Annotated in this window: 22 protein-coding genes and 2 pseudogenes; 7 read left to right on the forward strand and 17 right to left on the reverse strand. The window is 57.2% G+C overall.

Going from position 1 to position 22,350, the window contains the following annotated elements:
* Positions 1-46 precede the first annotated feature (46 nt).
* Positions 47-1,319, reverse strand: a pseudogene (locus tag HY36_RS07095) (IS110 family transposase).
* Between the two features lie 137 nt (positions 1,320-1,456).
* Between HY36_RS07095 and HY36_RS07100 the strand changes: the two are divergent.
* A pseudogene (locus HY36_RS07100) lies at positions 1,457-1,801 on the forward strand (integrase core domain-containing protein); the annotation flags it as partial.
* Between the two features lie 119 nt (positions 1,802-1,920).
* Here the strand turns inward: HY36_RS07100 and HY36_RS07105 are convergent.
* From HY36_RS07105 to HY36_RS07115, 3 genes are all read right to left on the reverse strand, one after another.
* A complete protein-coding gene (locus HY36_RS07105; RefSeq protein WP_051602592.1) occupies positions 1,921-2,616 on the reverse strand; it encodes a copper resistance protein B in 696 nt (231 codons plus the stop codon).
* 24 nt (positions 2,617-2,640) lie between these two features.
* Entirely contained in the window at positions 2,641-4,239 is a 1,599-nt protein-coding gene (locus HY36_RS07110) for a copper resistance system multicopper oxidase (RefSeq protein WP_035550511.1), read from the reverse strand.
* Positions 4,240-4,374: 135 nt separating this feature from the next.
* The gene (locus tag HY36_RS07115) at positions 4,375-4,854 is read right to left on the reverse strand and encodes a hypothetical protein (protein WP_035550514.1); all 480 of its coding nucleotides are present in this window, start codon (positions 4,852-4,854) and stop codon (positions 4,375-4,377) included.
* 202 nt (positions 4,855-5,056) lie between these two features.
* Between HY36_RS07115 and HY36_RS07120 the strand changes: the two genes are divergently transcribed.
* The 3 genes from HY36_RS07120 to HY36_RS07130 are packed head-to-tail and all read left to right on the forward strand — an operon-like array spanning position 5,057 to position 6,397.
* Complete coding sequence (locus tag HY36_RS07120; protein ID WP_035550516.1) at positions 5,057-5,374, forward strand: hypothetical protein; 318 nt, start codon at positions 5,057-5,059, stop codon at positions 5,372-5,374.
* 8 nt (positions 5,375-5,382) lie between these two features.
* On the forward strand, positions 5,383-5,817 hold the full coding sequence (locus HY36_RS07125; RefSeq protein WP_035550520.1) for a Spy/CpxP family protein refolding chaperone: 435 nt from the start codon (positions 5,383-5,385) through the stop codon (positions 5,815-5,817).
* A gap of 10 nt (positions 5,818-5,827) precedes the next feature.
* The gene (locus HY36_RS07130; protein ID WP_035550522.1) at positions 5,828-6,397 is read left to right on the forward strand and encodes an RNA polymerase sigma factor; all 570 of its coding nucleotides are present in this window, start codon (positions 5,828-5,830) and stop codon (positions 6,395-6,397) included.
* On the opposite strand, the gene HY36_RS07135 is transcribed toward HY36_RS07130, so the two are convergent.
* Positions 6,394-7,323: a DMT family transporter gene (locus HY36_RS07135; RefSeq protein ID WP_276325152.1), complete on the reverse strand. Its 930-nt coding sequence runs from the start codon at positions 7,321-7,323 to the stop codon at positions 6,394-6,396. The two genes, HY36_RS07130 and HY36_RS07135, sit on opposite strands and share 4 nt — an antisense overlap.
* A 105-nt stretch (positions 7,324-7,428) precedes the next feature.
* On the opposite strand from HY36_RS07135, the gene HY36_RS07140 reads away from it, so the two are divergent.
* The 3 genes from HY36_RS07140 to HY36_RS07150 all read left to right on the forward strand — a co-directional run bounded on the left by HY36_RS07140 (position 7,429) and on the right by HY36_RS07150 (position 9,321).
* Complete coding sequence (locus HY36_RS07140; RefSeq protein WP_035550524.1) at positions 7,429-7,890, forward strand: hypothetical protein; 462 nt, start codon at positions 7,429-7,431, stop codon at positions 7,888-7,890.
* Positions 7,891-8,207: 317 nt separating this feature from the next.
* The gene (gene petA, locus HY36_RS07145) at positions 8,208-8,762 is read left to right on the forward strand and encodes a ubiquinol-cytochrome c reductase iron-sulfur subunit (protein WP_035550527.1); all 555 of its coding nucleotides are present in this window, start codon (positions 8,208-8,210) and stop codon (positions 8,760-8,762) included.
* 40 nt (positions 8,763-8,802) lie between these two features.
* Positions 8,803-9,321 (forward strand): hypothetical protein, encoded by a 519-nt coding sequence (locus tag HY36_RS07150; RefSeq protein ID WP_035550530.1) that lies wholly within the window; start codon positions 8,803-8,805, stop codon positions 9,319-9,321.
* Here the strand turns inward: HY36_RS07150 and HY36_RS07155 are convergent.
* The 12 genes from HY36_RS07155 to HY36_RS07210 form a co-directional block, all read right to left on the reverse strand.
* Positions 9,318-10,439, reverse strand: a complete 1,122-nt coding sequence (locus HY36_RS07155; protein WP_035550533.1) for an NAD(P)/FAD-dependent oxidoreductase — start codon at positions 10,437-10,439, stop codon at positions 9,318-9,320. The genes HY36_RS07150 and HY36_RS07155 overlap by 4 nt on opposite strands.
* 1 nt (position 10,440) lies before the next feature.
* Positions 10,441-11,505: a fatty acid desaturase gene (locus HY36_RS07160; RefSeq protein ID WP_081806087.1), complete on the reverse strand. Its 1,065-nt coding sequence runs from the start codon at positions 11,503-11,505 to the stop codon at positions 10,441-10,443.
* Between the two features lie 58 nt (positions 11,506-11,563).
* Entirely contained in the window at positions 11,564-12,439 is an 876-nt protein-coding gene (locus HY36_RS07165; RefSeq protein ID WP_035550535.1) for a patatin-like phospholipase family protein, read from the reverse strand.
* 108 nt (positions 12,440-12,547) lie between these two features.
* A complete protein-coding gene (locus tag HY36_RS07170) occupies positions 12,548-13,231 on the reverse strand; it encodes a methyltransferase family protein (protein WP_035550538.1) in 684 nt (227 codons plus the stop codon).
* Entirely contained in the window at positions 13,228-13,515 is a 288-nt protein-coding gene (locus HY36_RS07175; protein WP_051602594.1) for a DUF2933 domain-containing protein, read from the reverse strand. Before HY36_RS07175 ends, HY36_RS07170 begins: the two co-directional genes overlap by 4 nt.
* A 267-nt stretch (positions 13,516-13,782) precedes the next feature.
* A complete protein-coding gene (locus HY36_RS07180; RefSeq protein ID WP_035550541.1) occupies positions 13,783-15,831 on the reverse strand; it encodes a copper-translocating P-type ATPase in 2,049 nt (682 codons plus the stop codon).
* 24 nt (positions 15,832-15,855) lie between these two features.
* Positions 15,856-16,062, reverse strand: coding sequence for a YHS domain-containing protein (locus HY36_RS07185; protein ID WP_081806091.1), 207 nt, complete (start codon positions 16,060-16,062; stop codon positions 15,856-15,858).
* Between the two features lie 14 nt (positions 16,063-16,076).
* On the reverse strand, positions 16,077-16,865 hold the full coding sequence (gene fabI, locus HY36_RS07190; protein ID WP_035550615.1) for an enoyl-ACP reductase FabI: 789 nt from the start codon (positions 16,863-16,865) through the stop codon (positions 16,077-16,079).
* 117 nt (positions 16,866-16,982) lie between these two features.
* A complete protein-coding gene (locus tag HY36_RS07195; RefSeq protein WP_035550547.1) occupies positions 16,983-18,173 on the reverse strand; it encodes a thiolase family protein in 1,191 nt (396 codons plus the stop codon).
* Positions 18,160-19,224 (reverse strand): bifunctional enoyl-CoA hydratase/phosphate acetyltransferase, encoded by a 1,065-nt coding sequence (locus tag HY36_RS07200; protein ID WP_081806088.1) that lies wholly within the window; start codon positions 19,222-19,224, stop codon positions 18,160-18,162. The genes HY36_RS07195 and HY36_RS07200 overlap by 14 nt, the downstream gene beginning before the upstream one ends.
* Positions 19,221-20,456 (reverse strand): acetate/propionate family kinase, encoded by a 1,236-nt coding sequence (locus HY36_RS07205; RefSeq protein ID WP_051602595.1) that lies wholly within the window; start codon positions 20,454-20,456, stop codon positions 19,221-19,223. Before HY36_RS07205 ends, HY36_RS07200 begins: the two co-directional genes overlap by 4 nt.
* Positions 20,453-22,096: a DUF3141 domain-containing protein gene (locus tag HY36_RS07210; protein ID WP_051602606.1), complete on the reverse strand. Its 1,644-nt coding sequence runs from the start codon at positions 22,094-22,096 to the stop codon at positions 20,453-20,455. Before HY36_RS07210 ends, HY36_RS07205 begins: the two co-directional genes overlap by 4 nt.
* Positions 22,097-22,350: the final 254 nt, after the last annotated feature.

A 22,350-nucleotide genomic window follows, 5' to 3' on the forward strand; every position in this document is an offset into this window, starting at 1 on the left:
GCAGAAGACCCGAACATTATCTACGAGGTCGCGCTGTGGGCGCGCCTCAACGGCACTTGCAGAGCGGGGTCCTTCCGCCTGGGACCGCGTCCTTCGAAGAAGGGGCGGTAGTCTGTCTCGGTCTTGATCACGGCATGGGCGGTGCGCGCCATCTTGGCGGCGATCGCGGTGAACGCCTTGCGCTTGAGATGGGGATCGGCGTGATCGCGAGCGATGTAGCGTTCGTACTTGTCGCGGAAGCCATTCTCGCGCTGCCGGATGGCGACCTGGCCAGCCATCCAGAATGTGCGCCTGAGCCTGGCGTTGCCATACTTCGACAATTTCGTCTGGCCGCGGAAGACGCCCGACTGCTGGGTCGACAGGTTGAACCCGCAGAACTTCAGGAACTGGCGGTGGTGCCGAAACCGGCGCAGATCGCCCGCTTCGGCCAGAATGGTCAACGCGTTGATCGGGCCAACGCCAGGGATCGTCTTTAAACGGATGAAGTCCTCATGCTCGCCGAGAAGGTCTTCAGCTTGTTGTTCGATTTGGTCGCGTTGCGCCACGAGACTGCGCCCTTCAGCGAGGACCAGCCGAAACATGGCGATCGCAGGTGAGTCGATAGATACCGGAAGCCCAATGGAATCTGCAGCTGTCGCGTAGATGTCAGAGATCAAGCGACGCTTCGAGACCTTCCTGCCCACCACATCCCAGGCCGCTTCGGCAAAGGTGTCTTCAGGCATGCAGGTGATCGATCCCGGTGTTGGAAACTGCTCGAGGAAAGCGAGGAACCAGTCGCTGCGGGAGTTGCCTGCGAACCGTTCAGCCTCCGGAAAATAGAGCGGCAGGTAATGCGTTCGGAGGCGATGCCAGAACTCGGTTTTGGTCTGTGAGATGACGGCGTGCGTCTTCGACAGCTCCTGCAGGTCGTTGAGGCCGTGGACCAAAGGATCGTGCCAGGTCTGGGTCAGTCCGGTCTGCATCATATGCAGCATGACCTGAGCGTCCTTCGGATCGTTCTTGTCCCAGGAGTTGTGCATCGCTTCGCGTGTTCGGGCGAGTGACAAGGACGAGATCAGCTTGAGTGAAAAGCCCGCTTCCTGAAGTCGCCAAGCGATCGGGCGGTGATAGTCGCCGGTCGGCTCAAAGCCGACGACCACGGGCGCATTGTAAGCAGTGAGCGTCTCTACGAGGCGCTCGTGATCTTCCTTGATGTTGCGAACGGTGATCCGCCGCCGGCGCTTGCGCCCCGGCTCGGCGATCAGCACCTCGTTGCGATGCTTGGCGATATCGATGGCTACGAGAATGGGATGAACTGGCGTAGTATCAGACTTGGTCATGGCTGGGCTCCTCTCTTCAGTCGTGGTCGGCAAAACCACTGTAAGAGACCTGAAGGCCCGGTCGTGACCGCCTGCCTGCATGGACGAAGCCAAGCAGGCGGTCACGACCTCCGAAACGCCGGTTCCCAATGTGCTATGGGACCGAGCTGACCTCGCGCGCCATCCTGGAATGGCAGAACGAGACCGGCATCGCCTGGCACTACATCGCGCCGGGCAAGCCGCAGCAGAACGGCTTCGTCGAGAGCTTCAATGGCAAGCTCCGTGACGAATGCCTCAACGAGGAAGTCTTCGACAGTCTCTCCCACGCCAGAAAGGTACTGGGGCGCTGGCGGCACGATTACAATCATCACCGGCCTCACTCATCGCTGGGCGGGCTGACGCCCGCAGCGCGCCGGTCGCTCGAGCTTGTCGGGGGCTCCACTCCCGGCGCGCTCGCCAGACATCAAACCTTGGACTATGAAAGGGTCAGACTCTCGAAATAAACGAGGGAGCCGAAGGGCTCAGGTCAAGGCCCGCATCCTTCGATGCGGGCCTTAGCTTCCGTCTGCTGATTGATTGCCGGTCCGGAGTCGCCAATAGAAACGCTGCCTCCTAAGAATCGCTAGAACATGGTTCGCAAGCCGACTTTAAAAACGGTGTCATCCGCGCTGCCGGTTTCCAATCGTTGAAAGTCAGCGGTGTCGCCATAGGCTTCTTCATAGGCAAGCTCGACATAAGGTGCGAATTCACGGGTGAATTCATAGCGCAATTGAGCGCTATATTCCGCCGTCGCTAATCCCGAACCAATCTGCCGGGACGGATCGTCTTCGGCATAGAAATCTAGCGCAATGCCGGGTTCGAGGATCAGGCGTTGCGTGAACAAAAGTTCCCCAGTCGCTTCAAAGCGGGCGCTGACATCGCCGCTCGAAGAAACAAAGGCAGCTGCATCAACTTCGAAGAAATAGGGCGCAAGTCCTTGCAGCCCTATAACGCCATAGGTCTCGCCTTTAGGCTCAAGGTCGTAGCGCACACCAATCTGGGCATCCCAGAATTTTGAAATGTATCGTGAATACAGCGCCTGGACCTCGGCGTCCTCGAAGTCGCCATCGGCAAATTCACCTTCGGCCTTCCACCAGAAGCGATTATAATCGCCGCCAACCCAGCCTTGGGCATCAAAGGCGCCGACGGTTTCATCATCAATCTCAGCAATATCGGCTTCGATCAGCGTGTAATTGTAGACCGGATCACCTTCAGCTGCGAGGGCGGGCAGGGCGGTCGCCATAGCGAGCGCACCCGCTATCAGGATTTTGGGTTTCATCTGTTTTATCCTTATGGGTGTTTGTTATTGAACGCCGCCAATGACATTGACTTGCCGGAACATGCCGGTCGCGGCGTGCTGGAGAATGTGGCAGTGAAAGGCCCAGGATCCGGTGGCATCGACGGTTACATCGGCGGAGATGGTTTCACCTGGCCGGATGGTGATCGTGTGCTTGCGGGGTGCCATGTCGCCCTCGCCATTCACCAGATCCATCCACAATCCATGCAGGTGCATCGGGTGCTCCATCATGGTTTCGTTCTTGAATGTGATACGAACGCGTTCGCCGTAGTTAAATTCGAGCGGGCCAGCGTCACCGAACTTCACGTCATTAATCGACCAGAAATATCGTTCCATGTTGCCGGTGAGACGTAGCTCGACCTCGCGGTCTGGCGCGCGCCGGTCCGTATATGGGGTAAGCGCGCGAAGATCGTCATAGGAGAGAACTTTCGGTCCATGCTCCATCGCAAGCATTTCGCCATGTCCGCGATGGGCGTCTCCACTCATATCCATGGTCATCTCATCCATGCCGCCAGCTTCACTTTCAGCCATCGCGCCGTGGCTGGCATGGCCTTCTCCCATCGCTGCCATTGTCAGCTCTGGCCGGGGCCCAAGTTCCGGGATCGCCGCTTCGGCGCCGGGTGTCTCGCTGAGTGTGCCGCGGGCATATCCTGAGCGGTCCTTTGCAGCGGCGAAGATCGTATATGATTGTCCTGCCTCAGGCTCGACGATAACGTCGAAGGTTTCAGCGATAGCGATCGGGAACTCATCAACCGAGACTGGCTCGATGTTCTGACCATCGGCCTGGACCACTGTCATTTTAAGTCCCGGAATTTTGACGTCGAAATAGGTCATCGCGGCAGCATTGATGAACCGGAGACGGACTTTCTCGCCCGCTTCAAAAAGACCGCTCCAATTATCTTCAGGTGTTTCACCGTTCACCAGAAACGAGTAACCGGTAATGTCGACAATATCGGTTGGATCCATGCGCATCCGGCCCCACGCCAATCGCTCCTGGATGACGTCTGTCTTTTCGCCGCGATCAGCATTTCTCCAGTCGCGCCAGAGGTCAAAAACGGTTCGGCGATTGTAATTGTAATAGTTCGAGCGCTTCTTGAGATTGGCGAGCGCCTTGTAGGGACTGTCATTTAGCCAATCGGCGAGTATGATCACATGCTCGCGATCATACTCGAAGGGGTCGGGCTTTGCCGGTTCGATTATGATGGGCGCGAAGACGCCCTCCTGTTCCTGCAGGGCAGAGTGTCCATGGTACCAGTAGGTGCCTGACTGATTGGCGGTGAAGTTATAAGTGTAGGTCTCGCCCGGCGCGATGCCGTCAAAACTGATCCCCGGAACGCCATCCATACCAGCGTCCAGGATAATCCCATGCCAGTGAAGCGAGGTATCTACGTCGAGTGTATTGGTGACATTGATGGTGACGTCTTCGCCTTCACGCAGTCGCAATAGAGGGCCAGGGCTCGTCCCGTTAATGCTGACGCCAGTCAGCGTCTTGCCATCGACCGTCCGTTCAAATTGGTCGATCTCCAGATTATAGACGTCTGCGAGTGCGGCAGGCGCGATCAAGCTGCTTGTCGCGATGAGCAGTCCGGCGAGTTTGAAACGCATGATGTTCTCCTTCTTGCGTTGGACGCCGTTGGAATATTGGGGGAGGAATGGGCGTCCTTGTCGGATGGTTACGCGGCCAGACCAGTCACCCCTTATGCCCCCTTGGGGTATGGAGTGCGACACTTTAGCGACCCGTCACCGCCGCATCGCGCTTTTCAGCCAGGCAAAGGTCAGACTTGGGATGATTAGCCACTGCAAGAGCGGCGACAGCCCAGTGTTGAGCGGTCCGATCGTCGGCATTGTTTCGCGATAGGCCCAGCTTTCGCGGATCGAAATATTCAGCCATTCGCTGAACACCGTATAGGTCAGTCCAATCAGGAGGCTTAAACCTGCAACACGCCAATAGTGTCTATCTGGCCATCCACGGCGCCCCGCGATGAGCCAGGCGATCGACAGCGAAGACCCGGCGATTAGGACATCGCCAAATGTGCAGTGAGCAATGGCGAAGGCGATCTCGGCACGTGTTCCATCAATCCAGATCGTGTAAAGCGGCGCGTGGGCGATTTCCCAAATCAGATTTGCGGCCGCGATAATCAGACTGTAGGCGAACAGGAACTGTACCAACCGCCAGATTGGAGCGATGGTTGGTTTTGGGATGTCCAGTTCTTGCGTCATTGGCGTCTCTTGCGAAAATGCGATCAGGTTGCCAATTTCTACGTGTCGACAGGTAACATCCCTCACATGCAGATCGGCATTGTCAGGCGCGCGATCGGTGCATATTGACTTTAATCAATGTTTTTTTGAGGGAGCGCGAGAGCCGCTGCGTATAAGTCAATACGTAATCCTCCCTAAATTTGCTTCTCGAAAGGAGAGCGCCATGAAAAATGACATAGACGCGCTCATCAAAGATTTAAAGGCGGCGCCCCTTGATCGCGACCTTCACAATCTCGAAGTCGAGGTTTGGGAGCGAATTGACGCGCGCAACCCGGCCGGACACCCAGCTTCGCCCGCAGCAATTACCACAGACGGACGCCTTTTTGCGACACCGGCCGTAAGCCGAACCGCAGCGGTTGCGCTTGCGGTTGCAATCGGCCTTGTGGTCGGATTGTTCGGGGCGCCCAGCCAGTCATCATCGAGTGATTTTTCGGTCTTCTCTGTTGATGCGCCATATGCCCCGTCTGGGATTCTGAGGTAAGACGGGTAATGAAACTCGAACACTGGATTATTGTCGTTTTCCTAGCCCTGTGCGCGGGCATGACCGGCGTGTTTGTCGCTGGAAACTGGGCCGCGACGCATCCGGTTGAAACCGCTTCCGGTTTGCATGAGCTGGTCCATCACGACTTGGATCTCTCAGCGGATCAGGGGGCAGAACTCGAGCTAATCGAACACCGTTTCGCGGCTAAAAAAGCTGAGCTGGAACAAAAACTTCGCGCGGCCAACCTCGCACTCGCTGGCGCTATGGAGGCCGACAAATCCTATTCGCCCGCTGTTCAGGCGGCGATCGATGATTTCCACACAGCCATGGGGGAGCTGCAAAAAGTCACTATCGAGCATGTGTTTGAGGTGCGCGAGATCCTTACTGAGGAACAAGCGATCGTCTTTGACGCGGAAGTCGTTCGATCACTGACGGAGCTTTAGACATATACACGTGCACAACACAGAGCGAACAGATGCAGAGCTTGCTGTAGCCGCAGCAGGGGGCGAGGAACGCGCCTTCACCGAGCTCATGCGCCGTTACAAGGAACCGCTCTACCGCTATGTTCATCGCTCGATGCGTGGCAACGAAGACGCCTATGATGTGCTGCAGGAAGCCTTTACCGCAGCCTGGCGTTCGATTGACCGATATGACCCGTCGCGGAAGTTCTCGACCTGGATCTACCACATTGCGCTCAACAAAGTTCGTGATCATGGCCGCAAACGCGCCGTGCGAAGCTTTTTCTTTCAAGCGGCACCTCTGGAGAGCCCGGATCGGCCGGATATCGCCGACCACTCGCAAAATGTTCAAGCTGATTATGAACACCGTGATGAGCTGAGCCGTGTCTCGAAAATGGTGGACGCGCTGCCAGATAAGCTGAGGCAGGCCTTTACGCTGCAGGTTCTACAAGACATGCCCCAAAGTGAGGTGGCCGAAATCCTTGGTGTCTCCATCAAGGCTGTGGAAACACGGGTTTATCGCGCCCGGAAAATCTTGCAGGAACAGGTCGAAAAGCTCGATTAGGCTTCTTTTTCGGCAGACATTAGCGGCGACGTTTCCGACCTTGGGCGCGATGCGAGATAGACCCCGATGGCGGCGAGCGCGCCGCCGCCAAAAACATTCATCGTCATTGGCTCTGAGAAGAATAGCGCGCCAACTGAAACACCAATGATCGGAACGAGAAAACTGAATGCAGCCGCCTTGGATACATCCAGCGACTGCAGCGTCACCTGCCATAACCAATAGGCCAGCGCCGTCCCGGGCAGGGCGAGGCTAAGAAGTGAAATTATGAATTGCGGCGACCAGTCTATAGCTGTTGGGGATTCGGTCGTGAAAGCTAAAATTGAGATCGGGATCGCTCCAATCAAAAGCTGCAACCCCATCGCCATCGCCGCATCGATGCGTGTCGCTAAGGACTTGATGGCGATATTGCCGACCGCCACGCCGCTGGTCGCCGTAATCACCAGGACCAGACCGAAAGCTGTTGATCCCCCGCCCGAGGCCAGGACGCGCGGTATCGCAATGAGCGCCACGCCGCCGACGCCGAGGCAAAGCCCAAACCAGCCAATCGGTCCAAGGCGTTCGCGCAGAAACACGACGGCAAGCACAGCGGCGATCAGCGGCTGGAGGCTTTCGATCACGGTGGCAAGACCGGGAGACACAAACTCGGCGGCGTGAAACATGCCAAAGTAGCCAATGCCGGTCATTCCGAGGCCAGCAAGCGTGATCCAGCCCCAAACGCTCCACCCGCGAGGCCACGCGGCTCGGCGCAGAGCGGCGACGCCTATTAAAATACTACCAGCCAGAATGGCGCGTAGCGCTGCAAAGGTCAGGTGAGGCGCATAGTCGAGCCCCAGCGTGATGAGCGGATAGCAGGAGGCCCATAAGACCATGACGAGCGCTGCGAGAATGCGGGGGCTGACAATCAAACCAGGGCTCCGGTGAAACACTTGAAAGAGTGGAGCCGATTATGAGGGCGCCGCCTGTGTGCTGCGTAATACGTTGCAAGTGCCCAATACCCTTGGGCTCGAATAATTATATAAAGGATGCCCCTCATGAAACCAATCTTGATCACCGCCGCCGCTATTTTTGCCTTGTCGCCCACGGCCTTGGCTCAAGACGGCCACAAGACGCACGATCACAGCGAAACACCTGCCGTTGAAGCAGAGGCAGACGCCGCCGAGGCCAAAACCTGCATGGCGGGTCATGAAGGCATGGAGGGCATGGAGGGCTGTATGGCCAACATGGAAGATAAGATGGCTGAAGGTCATATGATGGACCATGGCGGCGATCACATGATGGATAGCGACAAACCCATGATGGGCGAGGGCGGCATGGCGATGGACATGGACAAAATGACGGAACATGGCGCGGATGGCCATAAAATGCATGACGCATCAGGCGAGCATCCAATGTCTCCGGAAGACTGTCAGGCCAAGCATGAAGCCATGGGCCATGATCCAGCTGAGCACTGCCCAATGATGACGGGCGATAAGGAGGAGGCTGCCACAGAATAAGGCGTTTTCGGGCGTTGTTGTTCAGCGCCGCCGCCTTGGTCCCGGGCCCTCGCAGTGCGTCCCCCCCCCTTACATTGCGAAGGCCCGGACCAGAAATTGTTCGCTGCGACGAACAATGAACCAGAACGCGATCATGCCCTCCCCCCCCCTTCTCGTGCGATCTCGTTCTGAACTTGCCGCGTCCCATATGCCCTCCAAAGCCATCATGGGGCGCGGCAAGATTTTCAATGAAGGACAGCAGGCTGCAATAAGTCCTGTAATGAAAAAGGTGTGCCCAGCGTCTGTTCCAGTGATGAAGGCTTCAGGGAGTATATTTCATGTCAGACACCGTTCCCGCAGATCCAGAGCGACGTGATTTTATCTTTATTGCGACGACTGCCGCAGCTGCCGCTGGAGCAGGCTTAGCGGCCTGGCCGCTTGTTGATCAGATGAACCCCGCCAGCGACACACGTGCGTCAAGTTCGCTCGATGTAGACGTTTCGAAAATACCGGTTGGCGGTGAAATCCGGGTTCTGATCGGCAGCAAGCCGTTTTTTATTCGCCGCCGCACCGAAGCGGAGATCGCCGCTGCCAATAGCGTGAATATTGAGCGATTACCGGACCCCGAGACGGATGAAGCCCGCTTAAGACCCCGCCCCGATGGCACGCTCAACCCCGCTATATTGATTACATCGGGCGTCTGTACCCATCTTGGCTGTGTGCCGGTTGGTCCAAATCAGGGCGCGGTCGGAGACTATGGCGGCTGGTACTGTCCCTGCCACGGATCGCATTATGATATTTCTGGGCGGATCAGAAAAGGACCGGCGCCGCTGAATCTGCCTGTCCCAGACTATGTCTATCTGACCAATGATTTAGTGACGATCTCGATTTGAAAAACCGATTTGGAGCGCTTGTCACCAAGAGCGACAGACAATGAAACACCAATTTGAAAACGCACACCTGATCGTCTTTCTTGTACTTTGCCTGTTTGCCCTTGCGGGCTTGAGTCTTTTAGGAGCGGCGGGTGGCGGGACCAACAAGTCTCAAGGCGAGCTGCAACGCGCTGATCTGGTGGCCGGACCTGCCGACGGCGCTGAACTTCATCCCGGCAAATCTTACGTGTTCATCGTGAAGTTCAATGCGGATGAGGGATTAGCTGAAATTCTTGCGCTCTACCGCCCGCAGCGCGAGCGCGCTGTTCAGGCATTCGGCGTTTGGGCGCGGGACAAGCCAGCGTTTCGCGGACTGGCGCTGGACCGTGTCGCATATTCTGGTGAGGCGCTGCTGATTTACGACCCTCGTACGGATGATAGGATACCACGTCCAACGCTCGACGAAATAACACAGCAGCTCAATGCGTCGCCATTCGTGAGATATGCAGACCTTGATTCGATCGTGCAGGCCCAGTCGGCAGCGTGCCATAAAAATTGCGCTCAAGCGTTAGGTGATTAATTGTGGACGCCATGCTCGCACCAAATGCAGCTACAATCTTCATGAGTGCAGCTGGGGTCTGCGAGCGGCGCTCGAAAACGGCGCCGCGCCAGAGGAAATAGAAGACGTTTTACAACTGATGGGCGGTATGCCCGCCGGAGGGCCTCGCCTGTGTCGGTGCGGGCAAGATGTCCAACCATGAAATCAATTCCGCGACGCCCAGCCATATTGAATAAGAAGCGATTGACCACGCCAGTTCTAAGCGTTGGCTGGAGCGTTTTTCGCCAAGCCTGACGATAGCTGGCTTCTCCAATTATGCTTTCAGCGGCCAACCGACCCGAGCGCATAGCATAGCGCAATCCGAAGCCGGCCAGCGCATCCTGGAAGCCGGCATGCTCACCGATCACGGGATAACCGCCTTGCAGCGCTGTTCGCGGTAAGCGGGTATTACCGAAACCGCCAAATGCCCGGGGGTTCTGCATGCGCAGTCCGGCATGACGCTCGAAAAACGCTACCGTCTCGGAAAGGTGTAATGCCTGGTCGCGAAAGCCGGTAAACATGCAGCTTGCCACAGTGCCTCGTCCCTGATGCACAAGCAGATAGGCGTAGCCTTTTGGCGCCAGCGCAGGGTCCAGGGCGAGCCAGGCACCATCGGCCATCTCTGTATCGAAGATCTTTCCGACAGCAATGATGTCCGCGCGCCGAGGGCCGCCGGCAAGCACCATCTCGCCTGATGTTTGCGCTACGCGGTCATTGAAGCGAACCTCCACGCCAGCCGCGACGGCCTGTTCGAGAAGTCCGCGGTCCAAACTGCCGTCTGCGCGGCCTCGCCTCAGCAAGTAGAATAATGGACGCGCGCCATACACGCGATGAGACTTGGCCTGGCTGTCGAAGACAATGCCTGTCTTTACGCCGCGGTGTTCAAAATTTATATTGATCCCGGCTGAGACAAGCTCTTCGAGCACGTCTTGTGGATCGGTCCAGTTTTCCAGACCTTGAAAATCACCATGAAAGCGGTGTCCGACATCACGATGCCACTCGCGCACGATCACTTTGCGACCGGCTCGCGCCAGAACCGTCGCGCACACAAGGCCCGAGGGGCCGGCGCCAACAATCGTGATGTCGGTCTTCGTCGTCATTCTATTGTATCATTGGCAACGTCTCTTTCTCACCGCACAAGGCCCGCGCGGTTTTGAACGAGACCAGCCTTCGAGTGCTGGTGTCCCAGAGTTTCAGCCGTGTGGTTTTAAAGCTGTCTAAAAGGGTCATCCGGCCGATCCTTGCGAGAGGAGGGTGGTCGCGCAGGACTTGCTGCAAACGATAGAACGGCACACGGCTATTGAGATGGTGGACATGATGGATGCCAATATTCGCCGTCAACCATCGCAAAGGTTGAGGCAAATCATAGAAAGAGCTGCCATGGAGGGCAGCTTCATGGAGTTGCCAGGTGTCATTGCCGTCCCAGACGGTCTGTTCAAACTGGTGCTGCACATAGAACAGCCAAACACCGATGATTGCGGCAAGCATTGTAATCAGTAGATATACCACCAGGAAGGGGAGCCAGCCGACCGCGGCGATGCCTCCAATGAGAAGCGCAGCAACTGCAATATTGGTGCCCATCACGCTGAGCCAATACTTCATGCCAGCGCGCAAGAAGCCTATCGGGAGGCGATGGTGAAACAGGAAAATGAAAATTGGCCCGACCCCAAACAAGACGAATGGATTGCGATAGAGCCGATAAGCGAGACGGCCTGAAAACGAGCGGGAATTGTATTCTTCGACGGTCAGGGTCATGATGTCGCCAATGCCGCGCCGGTCGAGGTTTCCCTGCGAACTGTGATGTACATTATGCGATCGCTTCCAGAGGTCGAAAGGCGTCAGGGTTAAAACGCCGATGACGCGCCCGGTCCAATCATTGGCGCGTTTCGATTTGAAAAATGCACCATGTGAGCAGTCATGCTGGATCATGAACAATCGAACCAGAAATCCTGATGCTGCGGCGCTGAACAAAACGGTAAGCCAATAATTAATGCTGGTTGACCAGACCGCAGCGCCCGCAAGAATTAAAATAGGGACCATTGTAATAGTCAGTTCGAACAGGCTTCGAACCATCGAGGGCTCTCGATAGCCGGCTAATATCTTTACCCAATCTCTGGCAGGGGGATGCGATGACGCAGCGCTCTGAGGTGTGGCCAGATATGTCATGAGCTGATCTTTCTTGGCTGCCCTGGCGCAGGTAGGAGCGGGATGGATAAAGGGATGCTCATTCTGCGGATAACATCTCGGCGTCGGATTGAGCGGGCGCCAGAAGCTCCCTTAATTGAGGTGCGGCGCTTTTAACGGCTTTGGCTCCAGCAGCGATGCAGCGACCAGTGTGTTGAAAGTCGAACAACCCGATCTGAGCGTCGTAATGCGGGGTCAACACCAGATCAGCGTGTTCGTAGCGTGATCTCGAAAAGGCTTTATGAGTGATTTCGATCGAGCGCAGGAAGACATCCAGCCCATTTTGAGGTGGATGATCGCTAATGCGTTGACCCGGATCGAGCGTGATAACATGATCCACGCCTGCATTTCTCACAATGTCCACGGGTGAGCTATCAGAGTAGCCGCCATCAACCAGGAGATGCTTGCCGTCTTCAAAAGGTGGTAAGATGCCGGCGATCGCCGAGCTGGCATAAACCGCATCGACGGCATGCCCCTTTGTTTTAATGATCCTTTCACCGCTCAGAATATCCGTTGCCGTAATCAGGGTTTTCACACGGCCTTGCTGCAGGTCTTTGCCAAGGGTTAAATCTTCGATCACCGAACGTCCCCAATCGACGGTGTGCGCTCCAATACCCCAGCCAAAGGTTAGAGACTTAAGATCACGCCCAGCCAATACGAAACTTTTGAGCTTTTCCTTTAGGCCGTGCGTTTTGAACGCTGGCAGGCGAGGGAAGCCCGATACATCCATCTCTCTCAAGTCCTGGTACCAGTTCGGATTGAGCGAATAGGTGGCAGCGACGAGCGCGCCGATCGAAACTCCAGCAACAACTCTTGGATAATATCCAAGATGGTTGAGCGCTCTGAGGGCTCCAACATGCGCCATCCCGCGCGCACCGCCGCCGGCTAGAACGAGGCCAAAGCTCTTGTGCTGCATATTGCCTCCTTCAAGCTGGATGAGCCTGTAGCAGTGTAAACTTGAATGTTTAGGTATCCCTCAGTTCCGCGATCCGCCTGGTCCGGCGGATCGCAAGAATGAGAAGGGCTAGGAAGGCAAATCATTCGGGCGGGATTGCGTGAGGGTCTCTAAGCGTCCCCAACGCGGCCAGAAGCGCGGAGTGACCGCGGCGTAGGCGCGATACTCGTCGCCGAATGCGGCTTCGGCGTCCTTCTCCTCTTTCAGAGCGAGACGGACATACATGAAGACAAGAACCGGGAACATGATCAGGGTCAGGATGGTCGGCCATTGCAGCAAGAAGCCAAACATGATCAACACAAATCCAGCATATTGCGGGTGGCGCATGCGGGCATAAATGCCGGTCTTGGCGAGCTTGCCGCTGCGTAGCGCCCCGTGCAGGATCGGCCAGCCCCATGACAAAACGCTAAAACCCAGCAAAATGAAGCCGAGGCTTGCAAAGTGGAATGGGCCAAAGTGTGGATTGCCCTGCCAGCCGAAAATCATCTCCCAGAAATGCCCGGAATCATGGGCGAACCAATTGATGTCGGGAAACTGCGATTCTAGCCATGGCGAGAGAAAGTAGATCGAAAGTGGGAAACCATACATCTCGGTAAAAAGGGCGATGACAAAACCGCTAAAGGCGCCAAATGACGTCCAGTCTTTTGACTTGGATGGCTTTGCGAAACTAAACGCGAAAATGATGAAGATGGCCGAGTTCAGGATCACCAGGAACCAGAGACCATATTCAGAATGGGCCATGCTCTCACTCATCGCCGTGTCCTCCAGTCATCATCCTCATCCAGTTGGGACGGGCTCTGGCCTTCGTGATTGCCATGGCCGCCATGGCCTCCATGTCCGCCCATTGAGCTGTGCATGAAGAGGTGCATCACGCCGCAAAGAAGCAGGAAGCCAACAAGGAAGACCGCATCAGCGGGAATGTGAGCGCGGTGTTCATAGAATAAAAGAAACCCGATCGCTCCGGCGAAGACCAAAAGCGGCAGCCAAAACCGGCTGCCTTTTGGCTGATGGTCGTCATGATCAGAATGGTTGTGCACGGCGATTGCTCCTATGGCGGGATCAGAACGGACGGGATCCGCGGGTTGACGATGATGGGTTTGTTACGCGGCTCCGGCCTGAAGGCCTCAAACCGGTTAGTTGCGCCGCAAAAATAAAAACGATCAGCAGCCAGTCTTGCCAGCTCAAATGCCCGGCATGATCCAGGACCAGGACCAGGACCAGGACCAGGAGCAGGAGGGCTCCGATGCTGAGCGCTCTGAGGCAGAGCGTCAAAAATCCGAAACCCGGAACAAAACCTCGCACTGTCATGTCGACACCCGGGATCGAGACAGTTTGAGGAGTTGGGCGTTGATGGCGCAGATCACGGTGCTTGCCGACATGAACACGGCGCCAAGCGCGGGTGTGAGAATGACGCCCCAGGGGAAAAACACGCCGGCTGCCGCTGGAATGGCGAACGTGTTATAGCCGGTCGCCCAAGCGAGGTTTTGCATCATCTTATTATAGGTCGCGCGCGCCAGCTCAATGATCGCCACGACATCAGACGGGCTGGACCGGACAAGAATAATGTCGGCGGTTTCGATCGCGACATCCGTGCCTGCACCGATTGCGATCCCGACATTCGCCTGAGCCAGCGCCGGCGCATCGTTCACGCCATCGCCGGTCATCGCGACGATCAGACCGCGGGACTGAACTTCGCGGACTTTAGCGGCTTTTTCTTCTGGCAGGACTTCGGCAATCACTTCGTCCAGGCCGATTTCCTGGCCGACCCATTCCGCCACCTGTTGATTGTCGCCGGTCAGCATGATGCACTGAATGCCCATGGCCTGAAGCATCAGGATGGCTTTCGCCGATTCCTCACGAATGATATCGGCCAGCGCGATTGCGCCAGCGAGCTTGTCATCAATGAGCACGAAAACGACTGTCTTGCCCTGCGCGCTCAGGGTTTCGAACCGGGGATCATCCATTTCAAGACCTTGGTCGCGCAAATAGCCGGGGCTGACGACTTTCACGTCGCGGTCTTTAACGAGGCCTTCTGCACCTTTGCCAGGGATCGCCTTGAACTTGTCGACACCCCATGCTTCTGGCGCATCGCGAACGATCCCCTGGGCGATTGGGTGTTCAGAATGAGCTTCAATCGACGCCGCATAAGCGACGATATCGCTCTCGGTGAATGTCGTATCAAAAACAAGCGTATCGGTGATCCCAAACTCGCCCTTGGTCAGCGTGCCGGTTTTGTCGAAAATGATGGCATTGATGTTGCGCGCTTCTTCGAATGCCGTCCGATCCCGAATGAGCAATCCATTGGTGGCCGCGATCGCGGTCGAGCGCGCAACCACAAGCGGCACAGCCAAACCAAGCGCGTGCGGGCAGGCGATGACCATCACGGTAACGGCGCGCGCCATAGCAAACCCAAATCCCTGATCGGTGAACAGGGTCCAGAACAAAACGGTCGATAAGCCTCCGCCAAGTGCGATGAAAGTCAGCCATTTGGCCGCCGTGTTGGCGAGATCCTGGGTTTTGGATTTGCTGGCTTGGGCTTCCTTAACGAGCTTGATGACGCTCGACAGGAAGGTTTCATCACCGGTCTTGTCGACCCGGATTGTTAGCGAACCTTCGCCATTGATCGATCCGCCGATCACTTCGGTATCCACGGTCTTGAAAATCGGCTTGGACTCTCCGGTGAGCATGGATTCATTGAGAGACGACTCGCCTCTGACAATGATCCCGTCAGCTGGGACTTTCTCGCCTGGCTTGATGAGAAGATGTTCGCCGCCTTTCAGTGTCGAAACGGGCACATCGATTACACTGCCATCATCAGCCACGAGGTGGGCTTCATCCGGCATCAGGCTTGCGAGTTTTTCCAAGGCGCGCCCAGCGCCAAGCACCGATTTCATCTCGATCCAGTGCCCGAGCAACATAACTGCAATCAGGGTTGCGAGTTCCCAAAAAAAGGTCTCATCACTGCCGATTGCGACCATGCCGATGGAATAGGCGTAAGCAGCGGTGATCGCGACCGAGATCAGCGTCATCATACCGATGTCGCGGGCAGTGATCTCTCGTAAAAACCCTTTCAGGAACGGCCAGCCGCCATAGAAGAAAACAAGACTTGAAAGCCCCGCCAGCACGTAGCGGTCGCCCGGAAACCGCAAGGCGTCTTCGAGGCCAAGCCAGCCTTGGATCATCGGTGCCAAAGCGAGGATGGGGATCGTCGCTGCCAGCACGACCCAAAACCGCCGGCGATAATCGGCAATCATGCCTTCGTGGTCGTGGCCGCCATGCGGGTCCGTTTTTTTCTGTCCGTGACCGCCATGAGGTGCGTGGCGAGATGGGGGCGCGTGGGTGGAGTGATCCATGGTGGAGGGTCTTTGTCTGCTAAGTCATGCTTTGCGGGATGGGTGAGAGGCGTCGCCCGGCGCGCTGAAGGCGGCGGGAATGCGCGCGTCTGCATAGCGTTCGGGATTTAGTTTGAAGGCTGTGTGGCAATGGGTTGAGCAAAAGAAATAGGCCCATCCACCATATTCCTGCGACGCGTGAGCGTTTTCGAGGGGCATCGTGTTGCGGCAAACAGGGTCTTCTACGGTCATCATCGTTTCTCTTGTCAGTGAAAAATCATGCCATCGACATGGAACCCGGCATCGACATGAACGATTTCACCGGTCACGCCGCTGGACAGATCGCTGGCCAAAAACAATGCTGCTTTTCCGACTTCGCTGGCATCGATTGTTCGTCGCAGCGGTGATTTGGTTGCGGCCTCGTTTAGCAATTCTTCGAAATGGGTGAGGCCAGACGCGGCTCTTGTCGCAACGGGTCCGGCGGAAATGGCATTGACGCGGATGCCCGAGGGTCCGAGCTCATGGGCGAGGTAGCGTACAGCGCTTTCAAGCGCAGCTTTGACCGGGCCCATGACATTATAGTGATCAACGACTTTTTCTGAGCCATAGAAACTGAGCGTGATCAGAGAGCCGCCGCGTCGCATTAATGGTTCAGCCCGCCGCTCCATATGAAGGAGCGAATAGCAAGACACCGTCATGGCGGCGGCGAAACCGTCGGCCGAACAGTCTGTCAAACGCCCCTTAAGATCAGATTTTGGCGCACTTGCAATCCCGTGAAAGACAAGATCAAGCCGATCCCATTTTGCTTCGACCGCGTCGAAGACAGCGTCCAACGATCCAGGTTTGGTGACATCGCATTCGAGAATGAGATCTGCATCTGCCTTTTTCGCTAAAGGTTCAACATGCGGGCGAGCCTTCTCGTTCAAATAGGTGATCGCCAGACGCGCGCCTGCATCGCGAAGGGACGTGGCCGCCGCCCAGGCCAGACTATCGCTATTCGCAATGCCGACAATCAGTGCGGTTTTTCCGCTAAGATCACAATCGGGTGTGCTCACATCCAGCTCCTTGCAGAATAATACGCAGCCAAAGCCGCCGTCCCTCACGGAGGCAATCGTGAGAGACGGCGTTCCCTGTTAACCGGCGTCGGGGCAGTTGGGGGGAGATGCGCCGGGTCAGGATGGGATACGTTCGAGCGCGAGCGCGACGCCCTGTCCGCCGCCAATGCAGAGGGTAACGATGCCGCGCTTAAGATTGTCTCGTTGCATGGCGTGGATCAGCCGTACGGTCAGAATAGCGCCCGTTGCGCCGATTGGATGGCCATGTGCAATGGCGCCGCCTTCGACATTGACGATGTCCTCTGGGAACCCCAACTCGCCGACCAAAGCGACGGCAATGGCCGCAAAAGCCTCGTTAATTTCGACCCGTTCCACAGATGCAAGCGGCCAGGCGGCCTGCTCCAATGCCTGTTTCACAGCGGGCACAGGACCAAGGCCGAACAGTCCGGGTTCGACGGCGCCGACGCCCATGCCGGCAATCCGGACAGCAGGCTGCAACTGGTTTGTCTCTGCCCAGGCCCGGTCAGCAACGATCATTGCAGCAGCGCCCGCATTCAATCCGGGAGCATTTCCGGCGGTGATCGTCCCCGCCTCTCGGAAGGCCGGCTTTAGATGCGCAAGCGTGTCTAGCGTCGTATCCGGGCGATTGTGCTCGTCCCGATCGAATGCCGAAATCCCTTTACGAGTTTTCATCTCAATGGGCACAATCTCGGCGTCGAAAAGACCTTCGCTCTGAGCTTTCGAGAACCGGCTTTGCGAACGCAGCGCCCAGGCATCCTGCGCTGCGCGGCTGATTTGGTTCTGTTCGGCTAAGTCTTCGGTATGCCAGCCGGAATGCTCGCCGGAAAAAGCATCGTTCAGCCCGTCATTTAGGAGGCTGTCAATCAGCGCTCCGTCGCCAAGGCGATAGCCATAGCGCGCTTTGCCAAGCAGAAATGGGGCTTGGTCCATATTCTCCATGCCGCCGGCGACGGCGCACGCCGCGTGGCCAAGCATGACGTCTTGCGCGGCGGTTATGACCGCTTGCGCGCCGGATCCGCAGACCCGGTTGACCGTCATCGCGGGGACGTTGACAGGAAGACCCGCACCTATCGCTGCCTGACGCGCCGGGTTCATTCCGGCGCCGGCTTGCAGAACCTGGCCCATAATAACGGTATCGATCCGATCCGGTGCAAGTCCTGCCCGTTCCAGAACGGCCTTGATCGCGATCGCGCCAAGATCGGACGCCGGGACGTTTTTCAGGCTGCCGCCAAAGGCGCCGATGGCGGTGCGCACGGGCGCGCAGATAACAGGATCAGGGCTCGGCATGAGCGCCTCCATTGAGTGATGTGGGGGAGGTTGGCGTGGAATCGCTGGGCGGGCAGCAATCGACTTCTGGCATCGGAGAGCTGCGCGTTGCATGTACCGGCCACACAGGCGCTTTGTCTTGCGGCGCGGATTTGCGCGCCTTGGCGGCCAGGCTAAGGCGCGCCAGCGCCAGGCCTGCGAGCCGTGCGTCCACTGGATCGGCGCGCGATGGCAAGACGATGGGGGCGTTCAGCCCGAGGACGAGACCGGCCAGCGTGGCGTCAGCCATGTATTCCAGATTCTTAGCCAGAATGTTGCCAGAAACGAGATCTGGCACGAGCAGGATGTCGGCATCCCCAGCCACAGGCGAGGCAATGCCTTTGACCTCTGCGGCTTTAAGCGAAATAGCATTGTCGAAGGCAAGAGGTCCGTCAACCAGCGCGCCGCGAACCTGACCGCGATGTGACATGACCGAGAGCGCCGCGGCATCGAGGCTGGAGCTGATCAGCGGGTTGACGGTCTCAACCGCAGACAGAATGGCGGCTTTCGGCAGATCGACGCCAATAGACGCCATAAGATCGATCGCGTGCTGCAGGATAGCGGCCTTCGCGCTGAGATCCGGGGCGATATTGACCGCCGCGTCGCTAATCGCAAGCAGTTTCGGATAGGCTGGAATGTCCGCCAGAAAGACATGGCTGACCCGCGTGCCCGGCTGACGTAGGCCAGCGCTGGCATTGAGCAATGCCTTCAACAAGATGTCAGTATGGATAAGACCTTTCATGGCGGCATGCGTGCTGCCTGATCGAAGCAAGCTGGCGGCGCGCTGGGCCGCCTCTGTCTCACTCCAGGCCGGCAAGACTTGATCGGGATGGAATGAGAGATTTGCCGCCTCGGCTTCAGCCTTTATGGCATCAGGATCGCCGATGAGAATGGGATGGATCCAGCCGCGCTTGAACGCCGTATCGGCGGCGATTAAAACCTCACGTTGCGCCGCACAGACAATGGCGACCTTGACCGGCGGGCCGGCGTCGGCAGCGGTTTGCAGGGCGGCGAAGTCTCGAAAACCCGTCATGAGGCTCGCCGCTTCATCTGCGCCGGCGCGGCTTCAAACATTTCGCGCCCATAACGGGCAATCATCATGGCTTCATCCGTGTGAACCGTTTCGACAATCACGCCGCTATCCGGCTTTGAAATGCACGCTTCGCCGCGATCATTTGCGGCCGCGTCAAATTTGATTCTGTAGAGATCGCTAAGCGGCTGGCATATCGCGGCCCGGATCGACGGGGCGTGTTCGCCAACCCCGCCGGTAAAGATGATCCGGTCAACGCCGCCCATAGCCGCGATCAGGGCGCCGGCCTGCTTGCGCGCTTGATAGGCAAACTGCGCAAGTGCTTCGCTTGCATTTGGGTCTTGTGATTTGAGCAGAGTTTTCACATCACCGCTGAGACCTGAAAGCCCCAGCAAACCCGCCCCAAGATACAATTGGTCGCGCAAGACAGATGGCGCCCAGCCTTTCTCGATGATGAGGTGTAAGAGCAATCCGGGATCGACGTCACCGCTACGGGTCGCCATGGGCAGTCCGGCAAGCGCCGAGAACCCCATGCTCGTGTCTATGGTTTGGCGATTCTCGATTGCGGCCATACTTGCGCCGGCACCGAGATGGGCTACGAGCAGGCGCTGCCGGGACACCGCCTGACCAGCGCGCGCGGCGAGATCGTCGACGATGTATGCATAAGAGAGACCGTGAAAGCCGAAACGACGGATGAATGGGTCTTCCATCTCGGGCGGCAATCCCGTGCGCTGGGCCGCGATCGGCATGTCTGAATGAAAGCTCGTATCGAAACAGGCATAGTGCAACGCATTCGGTAGACGCAGGCGCGCGGCGACAATACCGTCAAGATTGGCAGGCATGTGCAGCGGCGCCAATGGGATCAGTTTGCGGAGATCGGCCTCAACCTTGGGCGTCAGGCGCTGGGCGCTGGTATAATGCGGGCCGCCATGCACAACCCGGTGTCCGACAGCAGAAATTCCGCCGAGATCGACATGAACGGCCATCTCATGAAAGAAGGTTTCCAGCGCAACGGGGTGGTTGATGCAGCAGGTGCGCTGGTCCCAAAGTGTGTCGCCATAAGCGGTCTCAGCTGACATTCTCGCCTCTGATGCGCCAATGCCAGTGACGGCGCCCGACATTGTCTTGACCACGTCGTTTCCGACCCGGAAGAGCGCGATTTTCAGGCTTGAAGACCCACTATTGACGGTGAGGACGCGATGGTTTTCGCGCTGGGGGGTGTCGAGGGCGCTCATTTCTTTGCCGCCTCGTCCTTTATAGGTTCAGGCAATCTGGGCCAGTCATAGAGCCAGCTGAAGGCCAGTTCGGATGCGGCATCGCGAGACTCGCGCATGCGGGTCAGGCCAGTCTCGATCCAGTCGACGCCCATCTTTTCAGCTGTGCGAAAGCGATTGTCCTCATTGACAGCCTTTCGATTGGCGCGAACCATGGGCGCAAACGCGGCGGTCATCGCCATGGCTGGATTGAACCGTTCTGAGAACATGTAGCGTGTCACCCGCATCGGATGAGACCATTTCATAAGCTCTGCTGTGACCGGATTAGACCAGGCGCGCACCCACGGGCTGGCGAAGTTCGAATAAGCCGTCTCCAATTGCGCCGACAGACGCCCGACACGCTCAAATGCCTCAGGCTGGGTTTCGAATACCAGGTCCTCAACCCGGCGGGGTTCAAACCGCACAATGTACTGGTCGTGGTCGCAATCAGGATCGCCGGTCGGATTATCGATCCTCATTTCATAGAGCCCAGGCTCCAGCGCTTCGATATCGGAAAGGTTTTCCAGCATCGCGCGATGTTCGAGGCGCGCGACACTCGCAGATACAAAGATGCCGAGATGCCCGGCATGTTGATTGATCAGATAGACAATGCGTTGATCGGCTGCGATGAGTGCCTCGGTCGTCTCATAAACCGCTGGGATCCAACCAAGTGCCTGATGCGGCGGGGTGATATTGTCGCCATGTGAGGCGAAGATGACGAGGGGATTGCGGATCTGTTTTAAATCAATCTCACAATGGGCCCCGAGTTTCACCAGACCTTTTTCAAGCCGGTTGCCGATAAAGAGGTTTTCCACAATCGCAAGAATCTCTTCGCGGCTCAGGCGGTAGAAGCCGCCCCACCAACGCTCGAAATCCAGGAACCTGTCGGCGGCTGTATCGACGTTTTCAAACAGATCGGCATATTTCCGGAAGATTGCCCCTTCAGGTTTGAGGGTTTCGAAATTCTGGACCAGCCAGGCGCCATCGAACCGGCCATTTCCGAGATCAGACAAGAAGTGATTGATCCAGGCCCCTCCGAGGAATCCTGCCGCAAGCCGCATCGGATTGGCACCGGGTTCACCGGCCCAATAGGAGAGCGGTGACCCGTTCATCACAATCGGTCCGGCAAGGCCTTCGCAATCAGCCGCCAGAAGTGCCGCCGCCCATCCGCCTTGGCAATTGCCATAGAGCACTGGCGCCTCGCCATCATGTCGCTCGGCCACGAGTTCTACAAACTGGCGCAGGCCCGCCAACACATCGGCTAGCGTTTGACCGGAAACAGGGTCAGGCGTGAACACGACGAAGTATACGGGGTAGCCTTCATGTAGAGCGATGCCGACTTCAGAATCGTCTTTGAATCCGCCAATGCCGGGGCCATGACCCGCGCGGGGATCGATAATGATCACGGGTGGTTTGTCTGGATCAAGACAATCGTCGAGGCAGATATCGCCAATCTCGAGTATTTTTAGAAGTTGATAATTGCACGCAGGTTCAAATGTCGCTGCGTCCGCCACGAGCTCATACTTGAACTTCAAGACAGGTGGCATGCCGTCTCGCTCATGGGCGAGCATTGTGTTGGCGCGCTGGCGCAACGCGTCAAAGAACAGAGTTTGTCTCTGCATGAGATCAACCCCATAAGCAGCGGCGTCTGGCAGGCTGGGCCGGGACGAGGCTTGAATGGGCTTTGCGGACTCCGGCCTTGATTGCGCCCGGCGGGCGCTCTTGGACGCTTTCTTTTTGGGATCAGAGCGTTTGGCTTTGCGGGGTTTTTTAGCTGTCATACTTTGATCATCTGGCATGGCTTGAGCCTTTCGCGGTAAGGGGGCGATTGAGAACGAAAGGGTCAGGCTGCGTCACCAGCGCTTTTTAGCGCTGG

Source organism: Hyphomonas atlantica corrig., assembly GCF_000682715.1.
GTDB lineage: Bacteria > Pseudomonadota > Alphaproteobacteria > Caulobacterales > Hyphomonadaceae > Hyphomonas > Hyphomonas atlantica.

Excerpts from the sequence above, each read along its gene's own strand:
- HY36_RS07105 (WP_051602592.1), bottom strand. The coding sequence starts at position 2,616 with ATGAAACCCAAAATCCTGATAGCGGGTGCGCTCGCTATGGCGACCGCC.
- HY36_RS07110 (WP_035550511.1), bottom strand. The coding sequence starts at position 4,239 with ATGCGTTTCAAACTCGCCGGACTGCTCATCGCGACAAGCAGCTTGATC.
- HY36_RS07115 (WP_035550514.1), bottom strand. The coding sequence starts at position 4,854 with ATGACGCAAGAACTGGACATCCCAAAACCAACCATCGCTCCAATCTGG.
- HY36_RS07120 (WP_035550516.1), top strand. The coding sequence starts at position 5,057 with ATGAAAAATGACATAGACGCGCTCATCAAAGATTTAAAGGCGGCGCCC.
- HY36_RS07125 (WP_035550520.1), top strand. The coding sequence starts at position 5,383 with ATGAAACTCGAACACTGGATTATTGTCGTTTTCCTAGCCCTGTGCGCG.
- HY36_RS07140 (WP_035550524.1), top strand. The coding sequence starts at position 7,429 with ATGAAACCAATCTTGATCACCGCCGCCGCTATTTTTGCCTTGTCGCCC.
- petA (WP_035550527.1), top strand. The coding sequence starts at position 8,208 with ATGTCAGACACCGTTCCCGCAGATCCAGAGCGACGTGATTTTATCTTT.
- HY36_RS07150 (WP_035550530.1), top strand. The coding sequence starts at position 8,803 with ATGAAACACCAATTTGAAAACGCACACCTGATCGTCTTTCTTGTACTT.
- HY36_RS07155 (WP_035550533.1), bottom strand. The coding sequence starts at position 10,439 with ATGACGACGAAGACCGACATCACGATTGTTGGCGCCGGCCCCTCGGGC.
- HY36_RS07160 (WP_081806087.1), bottom strand. The coding sequence starts at position 11,505 with ATGACATATCTGGCCACACCTCAGAGCGCTGCGTCATCGCATCCCCCT.
- HY36_RS07165 (WP_035550535.1), bottom strand. The coding sequence starts at position 12,439 with ATGCAGCACAAGAGCTTTGGCCTCGTTCTAGCCGGCGGCGGTGCGCGC.
- HY36_RS07170 (WP_035550538.1), bottom strand. The coding sequence starts at position 13,231 with ATGAGTGAGAGCATGGCCCATTCTGAATATGGTCTCTGGTTCCTGGTG.
- HY36_RS07180 (WP_035550541.1), bottom strand. The coding sequence starts at position 15,831 with ATGGATCACTCCACCCACGCGCCCCCATCTCGCCACGCACCTCATGGC.
- HY36_RS07185 (WP_081806091.1), bottom strand. The coding sequence starts at position 16,062 with ATGACCGTAGAAGACCCTGTTTGCCGCAACACGATGCCCCTCGAAAAC.
- HY36_RS07195 (WP_035550547.1), bottom strand. The coding sequence starts at position 18,173 with ATGCCGAGCCCTGATCCTGTTATCTGCGCGCCCGTGCGCACCGCCATC.
- HY36_RS07200 (WP_081806088.1), bottom strand. The coding sequence starts at position 19,224 with ATGACGGGTTTTCGAGACTTCGCCGCCCTGCAAACCGCTGCCGACGCC.
- HY36_RS07205 (WP_051602595.1), bottom strand. The coding sequence starts at position 20,456 with ATGAGCGCCCTCGACACCCCCCAGCGCGAAAACCATCGCGTCCTCACC.
- HY36_RS07210 (WP_051602606.1), bottom strand. The coding sequence starts at position 22,096 with ATGCAGAGACAAACTCTGTTCTTTGACGCGTTGCGCCAGCGCGCCAAC.